18 protein-coding genes and 1 pseudogene are annotated in these 15,103 nt (G+C 55.0%); 13 read left to right on the plus strand and 6 right to left on the minus strand.

The window, feature by feature from the left end; all coding sequences use genetic code 11:
- Positions 1-5 precede the first annotated feature (5 nt).
- The 3 genes and pseudogenes from QZ280_RS05855 (at position 6) to QZ280_RS05865 (ending at position 1,362) form a co-directional block, all read left to right on the plus strand.
- A pseudogene (locus QZ280_RS05855) lies at positions 6-433 on the plus strand (hypothetical protein).
- A 123-nt stretch (positions 434-556) separates the two neighbouring features.
- Entirely contained in the window at positions 557-691 is a 135-nt protein-coding gene (locus tag QZ280_RS05860) for an aa3-type cytochrome c oxidase subunit IV (protein WP_293441633.1), read from the plus strand.
- Between the two features lie 56 nt (positions 692-747).
- On the plus strand, positions 748-1,362 hold the full coding sequence (locus QZ280_RS05865; RefSeq protein ID WP_293441634.1) for a hypothetical protein: 615 nt from the start codon (positions 748-750) through the stop codon (positions 1,360-1,362).
- 52 nt (positions 1,363-1,414) lie between these two features.
- Here QZ280_RS05865 and QZ280_RS05870 read toward each other — a convergent pair whose 3' ends face one another.
- The 4 genes from QZ280_RS05870 to QZ280_RS05885 are packed head-to-tail and all read right to left on the minus strand — an operon-like array spanning position 1,415 to position 4,856.
- Positions 1,415-2,590: a lytic murein transglycosylase gene (locus QZ280_RS05870; protein WP_293441635.1), complete on the minus strand. Its 1,176-nt coding sequence runs from the start codon at positions 2,588-2,590 to the stop codon at positions 1,415-1,417.
- Positions 2,591-2,623: 33 nt separating this feature from the next.
- Positions 2,624-3,538, minus strand: a complete 915-nt coding sequence (gene cbiB / locus QZ280_RS05875; protein WP_293441636.1) for an adenosylcobinamide-phosphate synthase CbiB — start codon at positions 3,536-3,538, stop codon at positions 2,624-2,626.
- A complete protein-coding gene (locus tag QZ280_RS05880; RefSeq protein WP_293441637.1) occupies positions 3,535-4,488 on the minus strand; it encodes a threonine-phosphate decarboxylase in 954 nt (317 codons plus the stop codon). The genes cbiB and QZ280_RS05880 overlap by 4 nt, the downstream gene beginning before the upstream one ends.
- Positions 4,485-4,856 carry a DUF1636 domain-containing protein gene (locus QZ280_RS05885; protein WP_293441638.1) on the minus strand — a complete coding sequence of 124 codons (372 nt, stop codon included), beginning with the start codon at positions 4,854-4,856 and terminating at the stop codon, positions 4,485-4,487. The genes QZ280_RS05880 and QZ280_RS05885 overlap by 4 nt, the downstream gene beginning before the upstream one ends.
- 180 nt (positions 4,857-5,036) lie before the next feature.
- Between QZ280_RS05885 and QZ280_RS05890 the strand changes: the two genes are divergently transcribed.
- Positions 5,037-5,399 carry a response regulator gene (locus QZ280_RS05890; RefSeq protein WP_293441639.1) on the plus strand — a complete coding sequence of 121 codons (363 nt, stop codon included), beginning with the start codon at positions 5,037-5,039 and terminating at the stop codon, positions 5,397-5,399.
- Positions 5,400-5,408: 9 nt separating this feature from the next.
- Here the strand turns inward: QZ280_RS05890 and QZ280_RS05895 are convergent, their stop codons facing one another.
- Positions 5,409-6,383: a glutathione S-transferase family protein gene (locus QZ280_RS05895; RefSeq protein WP_293441640.1), complete on the minus strand. Its 975-nt coding sequence runs from the start codon at positions 6,381-6,383 to the stop codon at positions 5,409-5,411.
- Positions 6,384-6,487: 104 nt separating this feature from the next.
- On the opposite strand from QZ280_RS05895, the gene QZ280_RS05900 reads away from it, so the two are divergent.
- The 9 genes from QZ280_RS05900 to QZ280_RS05940 all read left to right on the plus strand — a co-directional run bounded on the left by QZ280_RS05900 (position 6,488) and on the right by QZ280_RS05940 (position 14,449).
- A complete protein-coding gene (locus QZ280_RS05900; RefSeq protein WP_293441641.1) occupies positions 6,488-7,015 on the plus strand; it encodes a GNAT family N-acetyltransferase in 528 nt (175 codons plus the stop codon).
- A gap of 194 nt (positions 7,016-7,209) precedes the next feature.
- Positions 7,210-7,431, plus strand: coding sequence for a DUF6732 family protein (locus tag QZ280_RS05905; RefSeq protein ID WP_293441642.1), 222 nt, complete (start codon positions 7,210-7,212; stop codon positions 7,429-7,431).
- 4 nt (positions 7,432-7,435) lie between these two features.
- A complete protein-coding gene (locus QZ280_RS05910; RefSeq protein WP_293441643.1) occupies positions 7,436-8,641 on the plus strand; it encodes a sirohydrochlorin chelatase in 1,206 nt (401 codons plus the stop codon).
- Positions 8,638-9,273: a precorrin-8X methylmutase gene (locus tag QZ280_RS05915; RefSeq protein WP_293441644.1), complete on the plus strand. Its 636-nt coding sequence runs from the start codon at positions 8,638-8,640 to the stop codon at positions 9,271-9,273. The genes QZ280_RS05910 and QZ280_RS05915 overlap by 4 nt, the downstream gene beginning before the upstream one ends.
- A gap of 60 nt (positions 9,274-9,333) precedes the next feature.
- Entirely contained in the window at positions 9,334-10,536 is a 1,203-nt protein-coding gene (gene cbiE / locus QZ280_RS05920) for a precorrin-6y C5,15-methyltransferase (decarboxylating) subunit CbiE (RefSeq protein ID WP_293441645.1), read from the plus strand.
- Positions 10,533-11,234 carry a precorrin-2 C(20)-methyltransferase gene (cobI, locus tag QZ280_RS05925; RefSeq protein ID WP_293441646.1) on the plus strand — a complete coding sequence of 234 codons (702 nt, stop codon included), beginning with the start codon at positions 10,533-10,535 and terminating at the stop codon, positions 11,232-11,234. Before cbiE ends, cobI begins: the two co-directional genes overlap by 4 nt.
- A complete protein-coding gene (cobJ, locus tag QZ280_RS05930) occupies positions 11,225-13,036 on the plus strand; it encodes a precorrin-3B C(17)-methyltransferase (RefSeq protein ID WP_293441647.1) in 1,812 nt (603 codons plus the stop codon). Before cobI ends, cobJ begins: the two co-directional genes overlap by 10 nt.
- Before the next feature lie 25 nt (positions 13,037-13,061).
- The gene (gene cobM / locus QZ280_RS05935) at positions 13,062-13,850 is read left to right on the plus strand and encodes a precorrin-4 C(11)-methyltransferase (RefSeq protein WP_293441648.1); all 789 of its coding nucleotides are present in this window, start codon (positions 13,062-13,064) and stop codon (positions 13,848-13,850) included.
- Positions 13,847-14,449 (plus strand): phosphoribulokinase, encoded by a 603-nt coding sequence (locus tag QZ280_RS05940; RefSeq protein WP_293441649.1) that lies wholly within the window; start codon positions 13,847-13,849, stop codon positions 14,447-14,449. Before cobM ends, QZ280_RS05940 begins: the two co-directional genes overlap by 4 nt.
- Here QZ280_RS05940 and QZ280_RS05945 read toward each other — a convergent pair.
- The gene (locus tag QZ280_RS05945; protein ID WP_293441650.1) at positions 14,446-15,096 is read right to left on the minus strand and encodes a hypothetical protein; all 651 of its coding nucleotides are present in this window, start codon (positions 15,094-15,096) and stop codon (positions 14,446-14,448) included. The genes QZ280_RS05940 and QZ280_RS05945 overlap by 4 nt on opposite strands.
- Positions 15,097-15,103 lie beyond the last annotated feature (7 nt).

Consider the following 15,103-nt stretch of genomic DNA (forward strand, 5'->3'; position numbering starts at 1 on the left):
CAGTAATGGACGATCAGATCAAGACTTTAGCCGAAGCTGCGGAAGCCGCCGCTTTGCCAAGCCGCTTTGCCAAGCAGCTTTGAAAAGCACACTGGCGATGGCAAACTGCGCGGCGAGCGCACGGATGGTTTGGGTGACAAGCCTGCCAAGGTGAAAAACCCTGCGGAATGGGCCTACGAGCGCCTGATCCTTTATATCCAGAACTTTGAAGAGCAACTTGATAACGAACATGAAGTCGCCATGGGCTTTATGGGCCGCGACGCGGGTGTCTTGAAGATCGAAGGCATGGTTTTTTTGATCCTGATATTGTGACATTCTACGGCTCTGACCCGGCGGTGGCAAAACCCAGCTTGTTCAGTATGTTAGTCAGCTGAACGTTATGCTGCGCGCGTTGCCAAAAGAAGTCGAAACGGAAGAACTCAACCGCATTTGATTTAAGCTCGCCACAGATAGTGCGTAATTTTACACAGAATTTAGGGGTGCGCGCCTTGGTTCTAGGTGACACTCGCGGCGGAATCGGCTAACGAGCGCTAAATCAATTTTCAGGAGATTTATGATGTCTGATCACAAACACGGTAGCATGGACACATCTGTGCAAGAGAAAACCTTTGAAGGTTTCATGAAATACGTCACCTGGGGCGCTGTTGTCTCTATTGGCATCCTCATTTTTGCAGCTCTCGTTAACGGCTGATACTTCGAAAGCGCACCTTATTTTGGTGCGCTTTATTCCGCTGGGGGGCGGCTACTATGCGCAAGTTTATTTTATGCCTGCTTTTACCACTTGCCCTGATGGGCTGTTCTGCGAAATCTGAATGGGCCACTGACGAGATTGTCGCGCGCATGGCGTATCGTGAAGCAGGTCCGTCAACATTGACGCTGATGACGATGATTTCCAACCGCTCTGGTGGCGGTGCGCATACGTCTTTGATGATCAATGCGTCTCAACGTGTGATCTGGGATCCTGCGGGTACGTTCAAACATCCGCGCATTCCAGAGCGTAACGATGTGATTTACGGCGTGAACCCTGAAGTTTTCGGCATCTATAAAAGCGCACACTCACGTGAAACCTACCATGTCGTGATGCAGGAAATTACTGTGTCGCCAGAGGTTGCTGAGCAAGCCTTTGCCATTGCGCGTGGCTTGGGGGCACAAAGTCAGGCGCAATGTACGGCGTCCACGTCACGTTTGCTGTCACAGCTTCCGGGCTTTAACAGCATCGGCAGCTATCTGTTCCCGAAAAAGCTGATGGAAAACTTTGCGAAATTGCCCGGTGTGCGCACAAGCAAGCTGTTTGAGGAAGACGCAGGCGATAAAGCGACCGCGTTTGGCGCAGCGAAAGCGGTTCAGCCAGAGACGTTCTAAGGCTCTCGGCCTCTTTGAGAGGGGACCGAAAGCTGGAATTACGATTGCTCGCTTACAATTTTCCGAGCAAAGATGAGGTCGGCCACGCATCAGCGGGTAGCCCCATTTTTGTTTGTATGTCTTGTACCGCCGAACGCGTCTTCGCCCCCAAGATACCATCGACTTTGCCTACATCATATCCACGCGCTGCCAGCTTTTTTTGAAGGCTTTTCATTTTTGCGCCGCTTAAGCCTGTATCGGGCGTCCCCGAATTATAAACCTGCGCGCCCTCCAAGCGGTTTGCAAAATATGCGGCAGTCAGAACGTAAGTAAAACTTTGGTTCCACTCAAAATAGACGCGGAAATTTGGATAGGCGAGAAAAGCGGGACCTTTGCGCCCTTGTGGCAGAATGATCGAGCTGGGTAGGCCGTCAACCAATTGCGCGTCGCGTGCTTGCACGCCCATGTTTTGCCAATCACGCGCGCTCGCGGAATGGTTCAGACCTGTCTTGGACCAATTGAAATCTTTGGGCATAGTCACCTCTTGTAACCAGGGCTCTCCCTTACGCCAGCCCAAAGCGCTGAGCATTTTGCCACCCGAAAGAAGCGCATCTGGCGCGGATGTCTTAAGTGAGACGCGCCCGTCGCCATCGCCGTCGATGCCATTTTCCAAGATGTCAGCAGGCAGCATTTGCACCATGCCGATTTCGCCTGCCCATGCCCCTGTGGTGCGAGTGGGGTCGAAATCACCTTTTTCAAACAGCTCAAGTGCTGCGAAGATCTGCGGGCGGAACAGCTTAGGCCGACGGCAATCATGCGCTAAGGTCATCAAGGCGTTTGCCGTGTTGAAATCACCCTGAAACGTGCCGTAGTCCGTTTCGAATGCCCAAAACGCCAGAAGAACACCGCGCGATACGCCGTAATCCTTCTCGATCTTCGCAAAGATGGGTGCGTATTTTTGCCCCATCGCGCGGCCCTTGTTTATGCGGTTTTGGCTGATCAGGCGACGTGAAAAATCAACGAAGGGAAGCTGAAACACGCCTTGCGCACGGTCTGCTTTCAGAACTGCTGCTTCTTTGCGCGCATTGGCGAAGAAACGATCGACCGTCGCTGCCTCATGACCTCGCTGCACCGCTTCTTTTTTCAGGCCATCGACGAAGTTGCTGAAGGAGCCGCCACAGGATTGGGCAAGCGCAGGCGACACGCCAAATGCCGCAATAAGAGCTAGGGCGGACAGGCGAGAGAGCATAGCGATAAATCCTTTAAATGGGTTTTTTGTAGTTTAGAAATTGAACAGCCAGAGCGCAAACACCAAAGCGGTAAAAACCCCCCATGTGACCCAGAGCGCACGGCAGGCCGCCTCAATGTCTTGCGCGCCGAGAGGGCGACGTCCTTGCGGGTTCACAAATGGAAAGCTACGTAGCGCTCCATCATAGCTGCGCGGGCCTGATAACGCGATACCAAGCGCGCGCGACATCGCCGCTTCGGGCCAACCCGCATTGGGGGAGCGATGTTTACGCGCTTCGGATCTGATTGTTGGTGTTTGTGACAACAGGCCATAGGGCAGGGCGATCAAGAGTGCAGTGAGGCGCGCAGGGATCAGGTTTATTAGATCGTCAAAGCGCGCTGCGGCCCAGCCGAAGTCCTCATGTTTGGGCGTGCGATACCCTATCATGCTGTCGGCCGTGTTGGTGATTTTATAGAGCAATAGCAACGGCAGGCCGCCGATCAAGAACCAAAAGGCCGGTGCGATGATGCCGTCCGAGAGGTTCTCTGCCGCGCTTTCAATAGCGCTGCGCGCAATGGCGGGATCGTCCATTTCAGCGGTGTCGCGCCCGACAATCATCGCGACTGCGTCGCGCCCATTTTGGGTCGAGTGGCGTAGACCTGTTGCGACTGCGGCGACGTGTTCGACGAGCGATTTTTGAGCGATTAGAATGGCCGTCACCATCAGCTCAACAATCCAGCCGAGCTGCGCCAAAGCTGTGCCAAACAGCAGTGAGACGATACCCAAGGCGAACATTGTGAGTGCGCCGTTGAGTTTGCGATTTGTTCCCCTGTTGAAGCGTTCATCCGCCCAGCCAATAAGGTTACCCATCAGAACCGCAGGATGTGGGATGCGCGACCAAAGCCAGCGCGGCTCGCCAAGAAGCGCGTCCAAAAGCAACGCGCATATGAGGATCGCAGCAGTTGTCATGCCTGTGCCGAAAGCGCCGCGCTGAGCCTTGCCCATTGATCAGGAGCTGGCAGACCCAACCGGAGCCAGCGTTTGGAATAGGGAAAAATCCGGCTCCAGATATGGGCTTGGGCAAGTTTATCTTGCCAAGCCGCCGCCTCGCTAACGTCATAGAGACGAAACAAGGACGTGCCGCCGACCAGAGTCGCGCTGTGATTTGCCATCAACTGATCAAGCCGCGCGGCATCTGTGCCAAGGCGCGCACGCGTCTGATTAGCCCAGTGCAGATCGCTCAAAGCCGTTGCACCAGTGCGAAGCGCGGGCCCGCTTACGGCCCATGGTCCGATGAAATTCTTGAGCTGTGCAATTAGGTCTGGATCGCCAATAGCAAATCCCAAACGCAGGCCTGCGAGGCCCCAAAATTTGCCAAAGCTCTTGAGAATGATGACGCCTTCGCGCTCTGCTAAATGCATCAGGCTGGCATCGGGCGCGATATCGCAAAAGCTTTCGTCGATAATGGTGAGCTGGGCTGTAACGTCGCTACTCTGCCAAAGGCGACCATCGGGGTTGTTGGGATGAACAAGGACCTGCGCCGTGAAAGTGTTGTCTTCGGCCAGTGCCCAGCCCTGCTGTGAAAAGGCGGCAGCATGTTCATTGTAGGTTGGCGTTGGGATATCAACACGCGAGGGCGGGGCGAGCGCTGGAATACGCGCAATCAAGGACGAAGCACCCGGCGCGGGCAGCATTGCGGCACCTGCAGGGACGTTCCAGAATTGCCGCGCCGCCGTGTTCAGGACGTTAAATGCCGTAGCATCTGGAAGGGCGGTCCAATCATCTGAGGTGAAATCGCCGATTGGATATGGGGCAGGATTGATACCTGTCGAGAGGTCAATCCACTGCGCGCGCATTCCACCGTACTGGGCGACGGCTTTATCAAGGCCACCGCCATGATCGCGTTCCTGTGCGCTCATTCCGCGTCGGGCAATGGGGGATGGCGGGTGATGAAGTGGCCTTTGATGGTTTGGGGCCATTCGCGAAACGGAACTTGACCCGTCGCCGCTGCAGCGTGCTTCTCCGCGTATTCCACGATGCCTTCGGCAGCCTCGGTTGAGGCGTCGAATTTGCCAAGAGTGTAGGAGAGTTTGCCAGGCGCTTGGATGGCGATGTTGCAGCTGTGCGAACAGCCCATCAGGCAAGACACGCGGCGGGTTTTGACATCTGTGTCTTCAGCAGCCTTCTCAACCGCGATCGCAAGGCGTTCGCCATCTGTCTGAGCATCCGTTTCAGCATTCCAGTCGTCGCGCTTGCAAGTGTCGCAAACTGTGATCCACGTGGTCATTTGATGGTGCCCCTTTGACAGCCCCTGTTGTGTGACGCTTCAAGCGGAAACACGCTCAAACCGCAAGTATTTGTCGCTAAGTTAACGAAAAATTAGTTAGACCGTACGATCGTTAACGCAATGTTAATGCTTGAGAGCGACACCGAATTAAACCGAATACAAAAATAAGCGGTAAACAACATGGACGTATTGATCGTTGAAAGGCAGGCGGACCTGGGAAACTTGTGGAAAGCGTGCCTTGAACGTCGTGATATGAAGGTTACCCTTGCAACAAGCCAATCACAGGCTTTCGCGGCGCTAAGTGCGCATCCGTTTGAGATGATTATTCTTGATCTGATTTTGGCGGACGGCCAAGCCTTGGCGATCGCGGATTACGCAAGTTACCGCAGACCTGACGCGCGCATCATATTTGTGACCAACACCTCGTTTTTCTCCGATGGGTCGATTTTCCAGCTTAGTTCTAACGCATGCGCGTTCGTACAAAGTGCAACGCCGCCAGAGGATCTGGCGACGATGGTGCAGCATTACGCGACTGTGGATTAATCGCGTCCGTTAATTGCGCCCGTGTGGCTTCATGAAGTCGAGCACAGGATTCGTCGGGATAATTCTGTTCGGGTTTATCGTCTCGTGAGAATAGTGATAGTGCCGCACGATGTGCTCGAAATTCACTGTCTCGGCGACGCCTGGCACCTGATATAGCTCACGCGTGTAGGCCCAGAGGTTCGGGTAATCCACGATCCGCTTGCGATTACATTTGAAGTGCAAATGATAGACTGGATCAAACCGCACAAGGGTTGTGAACAATCGCCAATCGGCCTCTGTCAGCGTGTCGCCCATCAGGTAGCGGTTCTTACTTAGGCGCTGTTCGACCCATTCAAGGCTATCAAACAGCGGGCCAACTGCCGCATCATAAGCCGCTTGTGTCGTGGCGAAACCGGATTTGTAAACGCCGTTGTTGATGGTGTCATAGATGCGTGCGTTAACCTTTTCGATTCTCTCGCGCATCTCCTCGAGCCAGTAATCATCAGTGTTGCCCGTTAATGCATCAAAGGCTGAATTGAACATGCGAATAATCTCGGAGGATTCGTTCGATACAATCGTGTCGCGCTGTTTATCCCAAAGGATCGGAACTGTGACACGGCCAGAGATTGTGGAATCCGCCTTGATGTAAATGTCGCGCGCGAAGGGCAGGCCATAAAGCGTGTCACCCGTCGCGCCATGCTCATCTGTCTCAAAAGTCCAGCCATCGGACAGCATATCTGGATGCACGACAGAGACAGTGATATGATCGTTCAGTCCCTTGAGCGCGCGAAAGATCAATGCGCGATGCGCCCAAGGGCAAGCATGGCTGACGTAGAGATGATAGCGGCCAAGCTCTGCGGGAAAACCGCCCTCACCAGTGAGGCCAGCGCTGCCGTCAGCGGTGATCCAATTGCGGAACTTTGCGGTTGATCGCACGAACGCACCACCGGATGCTTTTGTGTCGTACCATTGATCGTGCCATACTCCGCCTACCAGCAAGCCCATGTTTTTTTGTCCTTCGCAATTTCGTTACGGTGGATTTAGACCAGTTGGGCTTGCGCACATAGGCTAGTCGGCGCGCAGGGATCGTGCAGCATTGCACAGAACAGGTGGGCGAGATCACACTGTCACAAACCAAGCGCCTGGTTTTGCGCCGTTTATCGGGCGAGGGTCTGACGCCGTTTCGCGCCTATCGCGGTGATCCTGAGGTTGCGAAGTTCCAAGGCTGGAAGTCGATGGATGAGGAAGAGGCCATTGGGTTCTTAACCGATATGGAAGCCACATCGCTTCTTGAAGCTGGGGCATGGACGCAGCTTGGCATTGCGGTGCGAGAAGGTAATGCGCTGATTGGCGATGTCGGTGTGCACATAGCGGATAATGAAAGCGAGGCAGAACTGGGTATCACGTTAGCCGCCGGTGCGCAGGGGCAAAGCATCGGATTTGATGTGGTTGAAATGGTCTGCGCATGGCTGTTCGTGCAAACCAAGATCGCGCGGATTGTGGCAATCACCCATGCAGATAACAAACGCGCGCTTGCTTTGCTTGAACGGACGCCTTTCCAGCACACACATGACACCATTGATGAGATCGATGGCACCCTGACGCCAGAGCGCTGGTTCGAGCGGCGTCGCTGCTAAGCCGCAGAGTGGCGCGAATCCGTTTGAAAGGCTCTGCGCGCACGCCTATAAGCGCGTTCAACAACACCCAATGGGCCGAACAGGTGTGACGTTATCGTTGACCCAAATAGGGAAGAAACCGTCAGTGGTTGATGTGAGCTGAGGCTCGCGAGCACTTCTCCTGCGACGCTGTATCGATGAAGGAGACGGCTCAGATGAAACTCACTTTGACATGTATGGCTGCGGTGCTTTGGGCAAATACTGCCATGGCGCATGTGGGTCATTTGGCCGATGTGGCAGGCCATGGTCATTGGATTGGTGCTGCTGCTTTGGGCGCAGCAATCGCGCTGGGCGCCTGGGCCGCGTCCAAAGGCAAAAAGGATGAGGCCAGCGATGAAGACGACGTCGAGCCTGACGAAGAATTGCAGGAGGCATAAGGCGATGAGCAAGATCGGTGTGATGATTTGTGGCCATGGCTCACGCAGCCAATCCGCAGTAGATGAATTTTCGACGCTAGCAGAAAAACTGCCACCGTTTTTACCAAGCGATTGGCAAATGGAATACGGCTATCTAGAGTTCGCCAACCCTGTGATCCGCGATGGTCTTGATAAGCTGCGCGATGCGGGGTGTGATAAGATTTTGGCTGTTCCAGGTATGTTGTTTGCTGCGATGCATTCCAAGAATGACATCCCGACAGTGCTTAATACATATGCGGCCAAGCACGGTATTGAGGTGTCTTATGGCCGCGAACTTGGCGTTGATCCTAAAATGGTAGCCGCTGCGGGTGCGCGCATCAAAGATGCCGTCGAAGGTGCCAACGCCGAGCACGGTGAAGTTGCTTTGGAAGATACGTGCCTTGTGGTGATCGGTCGCGGTGCATCGGACCCTGATGCGAATGGCAACGTCGCCAAAATCGCGCGTTTGCTGCAAGAGGGCATGGGCTTTGGCTGGCTTGAAGTCGGCTATTCTGGCGTGACCTTCCCGTTGGTAGAGCCATGCCTGCAACACGCGAGCAAGCTTGGCTATAAACGCATTATCGTTTTCCCATACTTCCTATTCAGCGGTATCTTGATTGACCGGATTTACGGCTTCACAGATCAAGTCGCGGCAGAGCATCCCGAGATTACATTCGTCAAGGCAGGTTATCTGGGTGATCATCCGAAAGTGCTAGAAACCTTTGCTGAGCGTGTACAGGAACAGATTGGTGCGGTGCCGCCACCCAACTGCGGAATATGCGCATTCCGCGAGCAGGTCTTGGCGTTTGATAATGGCGATCACCATCACATCAAGCCAGAGGATCGCCAGCATCCGGCGTTTGCCTCTGTGCCACCACCCACGTGTGTGATGTGCAAGTACCGCGTACAGGTTTTGGGCTTTGAGGCCGAAGTTGGCGCTGTTCAAGAAAGCCATCACCATCATGTGGAAGGGCAAGGTGCTTCTGCGCCGGGATCTAACGTGGCGGATTGTACTTTGTGTGACACCTTCTGCACCGGCATGTGCCGTTTGAAGATGCAGGATGATCATCACCACCATCATCACCATCATGATGACGAGGGGCATAACCACGATCATGACCACCATCACCACGCAGAATATCCTCACGCCAAGCACCCGCACGGGCCTGAAAGTGCTCGGACAAAATCGTGAGACCTTACGAGCGCGCCCCAGCTGAAATATACAAACAAAGCTTTGCGACTGTCCGTGCGGAGGCGAATTTGGATCGCTTTGATACGGGCATGCAAGCACTCGCGATCCGGCTTATTCATGCCTGCGGGATGGTAGAAATCGCAGATCGCATTGCCTATTCGCAAGGTGGGTATCTTGCGGGACATCGTGCTTTGAAAGCAGGCGCGCCTGTGTTGTGCGATTGCGAAATGGTTGGGGCTGGGATCATTCGCCGCTATTTGCCATGCGATAACGAGGTGATTGTCACGCTCAATGACCCACGCACACCTGAGCATGCGCAATCGATTGGTAACACGCGCTCTGCTGCCGCGGTTGAACTGTGGGAGCCTCATTTGGAGGGTGCGGTCGTGGCTGTCGGGAACGCGCCCACAGCACTGTTTCATTTGCTTGAGATGATTGATGCTGGCGCGCCGAAACCTGCGGTAATCTTGGGCTTTCCTGTTGGATTTGTCGGGGCGGCCGAGAGTAAGGCAGAATTAGCTGCGCGTCCTCGGGGTTGTGATTTTATCGCTTTGCGCGGACGTCGTGGAGGATCCGCGATTGCCTCTGCGGCAGTGAATGCATTGGCGGCTGGATTGCCTGAAGAGCGATGAGCGATTCTTCTTTGAAAAATCATGCCTCTGTCTCGAATATTTGTGGAAAAGGAAAGAGTCATGTCTGAGCCTTGGTTGCATATTGTTGGTATCGGCGAAGATGGGATGGATGGGCTTGTGCCCGCTACGCGTGCTGTTGTTGAAGCGGCTGAGATCATCATTGGTGGGGATCGTCATCACCGATTGAGTGAAAGTGTTCAGGCTGAGCGTGTGGCTTGGCCATCGCCCTTTGATGCGCTGATTGGGGTGCTCGAGGGGTATCGTGGCAAGCGCGTAGTGGTTTTGGCTACGGGTGATCCTTTGTGGTTTTCTGTTGGTGCGCGCATTGGACGCGCGATTGATCCGAGCGAGATAGTTTACCACCCTCAGCTTAGTGCCTTTCAACTGGCTGGCGCGCGCATGGGGTGGTCGATGCCGGATGTGGAAACGTTGACCGTGCATGGGCGTCCGGTGGAGCAGATGATCGCCTATATTCAGCCCGACGTCCGCTTGCTGATTTTGACAACAGGGGCTGAGACGCCTGCTCAGATTGCGACGTTCCTTGATGAGCGCGGGTTTGGGCAGAGCAAATTGACCGTGCTCGCGGCAATGGGCGGCGAAGACGAGCAGCGTTTCGATGGTATCGCGTCTAACTGGTCTCACGTTGTGCCAGCGTTCAACACTATGGCGGTCGAATGTATCGCTGCACCCGATGCCGCGCTTTTGCCGCGTGTGCCGGGTCTGGCGGATGAGTTGTTTCAAAGCGACGGCACGATGACAAAGCAAGAAGTCCGCGCGGCGACTTTGGCCAAGCTCATGCCAATGCGTGGCGCGCTGCTGTGGGATATTGGGACGGGCTGTGGTTCGGTCGCTGTGGAGTGGATGCGCGCTGCGCGCTATGCCCGCGCGATTGGGATTGAACCGCGCGCGGATCGGCGTGCGATGGCGGCGGCGAATGCGCTGGCGCTGGGGGCGCCGAAGCTAGAGCTGGTTGACGGCAAGGTGCCTGAGGCGTTGAGCGGGTTGGCGGCACCGGATGCTGTTTTTATCGGAGGCGGTCTATCCGAGACGGTATTTGATGCAGCTTGGGCAGCGTTGCGCCCTTTAGGGCGTTTGGTGGCGAATGCGGTGACTTTGGAGAGTGAAGCTGTGTTAATCGACTTGCATAAAAAACATGGTGGGCAGTTGGTGAAACTCCAGATCAATCGCGCAGAGCCTGTTGGACCGTTGACGGGTTGGCGCCCGTTGATGCCAGTGACGCAGTGGAGTTTGATCAAGCGATGAGCGGTAAACTGTACGGAATTGGCCTTGGGCCTGGGGATCCTGAGTTGATGACTTTACGCGCGCATCGGCTCATCTCGAACGCGAAGGTTGTGGCCTATCCGACGCTCGCCGGCGCTGCGAGTTTCGCACGCTCCATCGCTGCAGATGTGATCCCAAGCGGTGCGTTTGAAATCGTGATGGACGTGCCGATGAGCGTGGAGCGCGCACCAGCGCAAGCGGCCTATGACAAGGGTGCCGCAGAGATTGCAAGTGCGCTTGAAGCTGGGGATGATGTGATCTGCCTGTGTGAGGGGGATCCGTTTTTCTATGGCTCTTTCATGTATCTATTCGCGCGTTTGTCGGACAAATATGATGTTGAAGTCGTGCCCGGTGTGACCTCGATCACGACATGTGCCGCACGTGCTGGCATGCCGTTAGCAGCGCGAAACGAGCGTTTGACAGTCTTGCCGGGGCCGCTGCCAGAAGCCGAATTGAGTGCACGCATTGAAGGTGCGGAAAGCGTGGCGATTATGAAGGTCGGGCGGCACCTGGCCAAAATTAAAGGCGTGATTGACGCACTCGATCTTACCGAGCGTGCGGTTTATGTGGAACGCGCGAGCTTGCCTGAAGAAGTGGTTCTGCCGCTCGCGAACGCGCCTGAAAAAGCGCCGTATTTTTCAATGATCTTACTGACCAAAGGGGCCGATTCATGGCTGTGAAACCGGTTGTTATGGCGCTCTCGCGCTCTGGTGAAGAGACGGCGCACCGTGTGGCGCGCGCGATAGATGCTCAGGTCCATGGGCGTGAAGGGCGGGTTAATGCAGCGGATGCGTTTTTCGCGAATGCGCTTGATCACGCGCAGAGCTTGTTCGCAGCGGGTGTACCGATTGTGGGCGTTTGCGCGAGCGGCATTTTGATCCGTGGCGTTGCACCACTGCTGGCGGATAAACGTAATGAACCGCCAGTGATTTCCGTAAGCGATGATGGCGCGGTGGTCGTACCTTTGCTTGGCGGGCATCGTGGTGCGAACCGGATGGCGCGCGAGATTTCGCAGGCTTTGGGTGGTGTTGCAGCGGTAACGACCGCTGGCGATGTTGCTATGGGTGTCGCACTCGATGAGCCGCCCGTTGGATACGCGCTGGCCAATCCAGAGGATGCCAAAGGGGCGATGGCGACGATGCTGGGCGGAGCTGGCGTTTGTGTTCAAGGCGAGAACATTTTTGATCTGGATAGCGTCGAGGGCGGCGTTGATTTGATTGTCAGTGATGCGCCATTTGCGGCACCTAAGGGCGCGCTGGTTTATCACCCGCAGCGCTATGTGCTGGGACTTGGGTGCGCGCGCAATGCGGATCCTGCGGAGATGTGGGATCAGGTTGAGGCAGTTTTGGACGAAGCGGGAGTCGCTGCTGGCGCTGTGGCGGCTGTTGCGTCGATTGATCTTAAGGGTGACGAGCCAGCGATGATCGAAGTCGCCAAACGCCTTGGCAAGCCTTTGCGGCTTTTCCTAGCGGAGGAGCTGGAAGCGGATGCGTCGCGTTTGGAAAATCCCTCTGAAGTGGTGTTTGCAGAAGTTGGTTGTCACGGCGTGAGCGAAGGCGCAGCTTTGGCGATGGTCGGCGCGGACGGGTTCTTGCGTGTATCAAAACGTAAGACCGCGAATGTGACGGTCGCTTTGGGCGAAGCGCCTGCGCCGCTTCTTGAACTGCAAGGTCGCTCGCGCGGGCGTTTGTCGATTGTGGGCATTGGTCCAGGGCAAGCGACTTGGCGTACGCCGGAAGTATCGCGTTTGGTGGCGGATGCGGAAGAGCTGGTGGGCTACGGTCTCTATATCGACTTGCTTGGGCCTTCGGCGATTGGCAAAGAACGCTCTGATTTTCCACTTGGTGGCGAAGAGGCGCGGTGTCGCTATGCGTTAGAGCAAGCAGCGCTGGGCAAGAACGTCGCGCTCGTTTGTTCTGGTGATGCAGGGATTTATGCGATGGGTGCGTTGGTGTTCGAACTCATGGATCGTGGTGAGGACGAAATGGGTGTCAGTGATGCAGCGCACCGCGTTGAGGTTATCTGCTCGCCCGGTGTATCGGCCTTGCAAGGTGCCGCGGCGCGCGCGGGAGCGCCTTTGGGGCATGACTTCTGCGCGATTTCACTGTCAGATTTGCTTACACCACGCGATGATATTTTGCGGCGTTTGAAGGCAGCGGCTGAGGGTGATTTTGTGATTGCTTTCTATAATCCGGTTTCGAAAACACGCCGCACGTTGTTGGCTGAGGCGCGTGATATTCTGCTGAAGCATCGCCCTGCTGATACGCCTGTGATGTTGGCGTCTTCGCTTGGACGGCCAGAAGAAAATGTGCGTTATCGTCGTTTGGACGAACTTGAAGTGGATGAAGTGGACATGCTGACGGTGGTTTTGGTCGGCTCGTCCAACTCGAAACTCGCGCAGCTTGGAGAAGGTCCGCGCATGTACACGCCGCGCGGATATGCGCGCAAAATTGACGGCGACTTGTCAGAGCAAGCGTCATGAATGAGTTTATTGGCAAGGTGAAGCGATGACGGTTTTCTTTATTGGCGCAGGTCCGGGTGATCCTGAGTTGCTTACGCTCAAAGCGCAGCGTTTGATTGCGGAGTGCCCTGTGTGTTTGTATGCGGGATCTTTGGTGCCTGAAGAGGTTGTTGCAGGCGCGCCGAAGGGTGCGATTGTAATGGACACGGCGGCGATGACGCTGGATGACACGCATGGGGAGATTGTTGCTGCGCATGGGCGCGGCGAGAACGTGGCGCGTGTGCATTCGGGTGATCCGTCGTTGTATGGCGCGATAGCTGAGCAAATTCGCCGTTTGCGCGCGGATGGGATTGACTACCAGATTATTCCCGGCGTGCCTGCTTATGCGGCTGCGGCTGCGGCACTGGGTCAGGAGTTGACGGTGCCAGAAGTGGCGCAATCCATTGTGTTGACGCGTGTGTCGATGAAAAGCACATCGATGCCACCCAAAGAGACGCTTGAGAATTTCGCAGCAACTGGCGCGACGTTGGCTATCCATCTAGGCGTGCGCAATTTACGAGAGATCGTGCGTGTCTTGGGGCCGCATTATGGGGAAGATTGCCCTGTTGTTGTAGCCTACCGCGTGGGTTGGCCCGATGAGATGTTCATTCGCGGAACGTTGAAGGACATCCACAAGAAAGTGCGCGCAGAGAAGATCACGCGCACGGCTTTGACCTTGGTGGGGCCTGTGCTGGGGAATATCCGAAATTTCAAAGATTCAGCGCTCTATGATCCTGCGATGCCGCATGTTTTGCGCCCTGTTGAAGGTGCTGTGCTGGAAGAGCCGATTGATTGACTTTCGATGACATCATTCGAAATATTGAAGCTAAGCGGCTTTGCAATGGCCGCCGTATCATCGCTGTTGCTGGCGCACCTGCGAGCGGTAAGTCGACGTTTGCGCAGGCTCTAGCGCAACATGCGCCAATGGCTTGCGTGGTGCCCATGGACGGATTTCATTTTAGCAATGAGATTTTGAAAACGCGCGGACTACTAAGCAGAAAAGGCGCGCCAAATACCTTCGATGTCGACGCATTCATAGCTCTTATCAAAGCAATTCGAAGTGGTGGTACGATTGAGTTTCCCACCTTTGATCGCACCAAAGATTGCGTTGTCAAACAAGGAGGGCGTTTGTCTGCGCAGACACAAACGGTGATCGTGGAAGGGAACTATCTGCTTCTTGACGACAAACCATGGAGCGACCTTGCACGGCTCTGGGATCTCACTTTGTTGCTTGATGTTGCTATGCCGATTTTGCGTGAGCGGTTGATCGCGCGCTGGCTTGAGAACGGTCATGACCTTGCTGCTGCACGTTTGCGAGCGTCAAACAATGACATACCAAATGCACAAACGGTCATAGATCATAGTTGTAGCGCTGATCTGGTGATCAAGTGTTAGGTGTGTGGGGCAAGAAAGCGGACAATTGTTTGCAGCTTGCTGGAGATATTAGCGCCCAACGCCTCCATGTCAGTCTGCTCCTGCGCCCAAGCGGTGCTTACATTTAGCGTCTCGCTTCGGGCAAGCACTGGCATGTTGCAGGTCTCGTTATCACAATAGATCACCAAAGGAGCGTTCGGCTTATAAGGCGGTGCGAACTGGCAACTGATCTCAACCGACCCTTTAGCGTGCATGCAAACAAAGTCTGCGCCTTGGGCTTTGATCGCTTTCGGTAGGACAAGTCGTTCCTGATGCACACGGACGTTTTCAAGCGCATCAATTTGCGTGTCGTCACTGGCGTTTAAGCGTAGGTGAAGCAGGTCTAATTTGGCAACCGTCATATCCACTTCGACCTGTGACACGACAGGTATATCTAAAGCCCGACCATCTTTTGCTAAAAGGTCCACCTCCAAGCAGTCGGTCTGCTCTGACAGAAGCAATGGCGTTCCATCTGCGTCGAAGGCGCGAAAAATTGGGCCGCCTTTGTGCAGCTTTCCTTGCAGGTCTTTTTGGCCAAAGTCGACAAAACGATTACGTTCGGGGCACTCCATAGCATTCGACTTGCTTGCAAATATTGCAAGGATGAAGGTAGCAAATACGTGACGCATTTTTGGG

The sequence above is a fragment of the Planktotalea sp. genome (assembly GCF_018607995.1).
GTDB lineage: Bacteria > Pseudomonadota > Alphaproteobacteria > Rhodobacterales > Rhodobacteraceae > Planktotalea.

Bases quoted from the DNA above. Each gene is read 5' to 3' on its own strand.
- QZ280_RS05865 (WP_293441634.1), top strand. From the start codon at position 748: ATGCGCAAGTTTATTTTATGCCTGCTTTTACCACTTGCCCTGATGGGC.
- QZ280_RS05945 (WP_293441650.1), bottom strand. From the start codon at position 15,096: ATGCGTCACGTATTTGCTACCTTCATCCTTGCAATATTTGCAAGCAAG.
- QZ280_RS05885 (WP_293441638.1), bottom strand. From the start codon at position 4,856: ATGACCACGTGGATCACAGTTTGCGACACTTGCAAGCGCGACGACTGG.
- cbiB (WP_293441636.1), bottom strand. From the start codon at position 3,538: ATGACAACTGCTGCGATCCTCATATGCGCGTTGCTTTTGGACGCGCTT.
- cobI (WP_293441646.1), top strand. From the start codon at position 10,533: ATGAGCGGTAAACTGTACGGAATTGGCCTTGGGCCTGGGGATCCTGAG.
- QZ280_RS05905 (WP_293441642.1), top strand. From the start codon at position 7,210: ATGAAACTCACTTTGACATGTATGGCTGCGGTGCTTTGGGCAAATACT.
- cbiE (WP_293441645.1), top strand. From the start codon at position 9,334: ATGTCTGAGCCTTGGTTGCATATTGTTGGTATCGGCGAAGATGGGATG.
- cobJ (WP_293441647.1), top strand. From the start codon at position 11,225: ATGGCTGTGAAACCGGTTGTTATGGCGCTCTCGCGCTCTGGTGAAGAG.
- QZ280_RS05860 (WP_293441633.1), top strand. From the start codon at position 557: ATGTCTGATCACAAACACGGTAGCATGGACACATCTGTGCAAGAGAAA.
- QZ280_RS05890 (WP_293441639.1), top strand. From the start codon at position 5,037: ATGGACGTATTGATCGTTGAAAGGCAGGCGGACCTGGGAAACTTGTGG.
- QZ280_RS05870 (WP_293441635.1), bottom strand. From the start codon at position 2,590: ATGCTCTCTCGCCTGTCCGCCCTAGCTCTTATTGCGGCATTTGGCGTG.
- QZ280_RS05910 (WP_293441643.1), top strand. From the start codon at position 7,436: ATGAGCAAGATCGGTGTGATGATTTGTGGCCATGGCTCACGCAGCCAA.
- QZ280_RS05880 (WP_293441637.1), bottom strand. From the start codon at position 4,488: ATGAGCGCACAGGAACGCGATCATGGCGGTGGCCTTGATAAAGCCGTC.
- QZ280_RS05895 (WP_293441640.1), bottom strand. From the start codon at position 6,383: ATGGGCTTGCTGGTAGGCGGAGTATGGCACGATCAATGGTACGACACA.
- cobM (WP_293441648.1), top strand. From the start codon at position 13,062: ATGACGGTTTTCTTTATTGGCGCAGGTCCGGGTGATCCTGAGTTGCTT.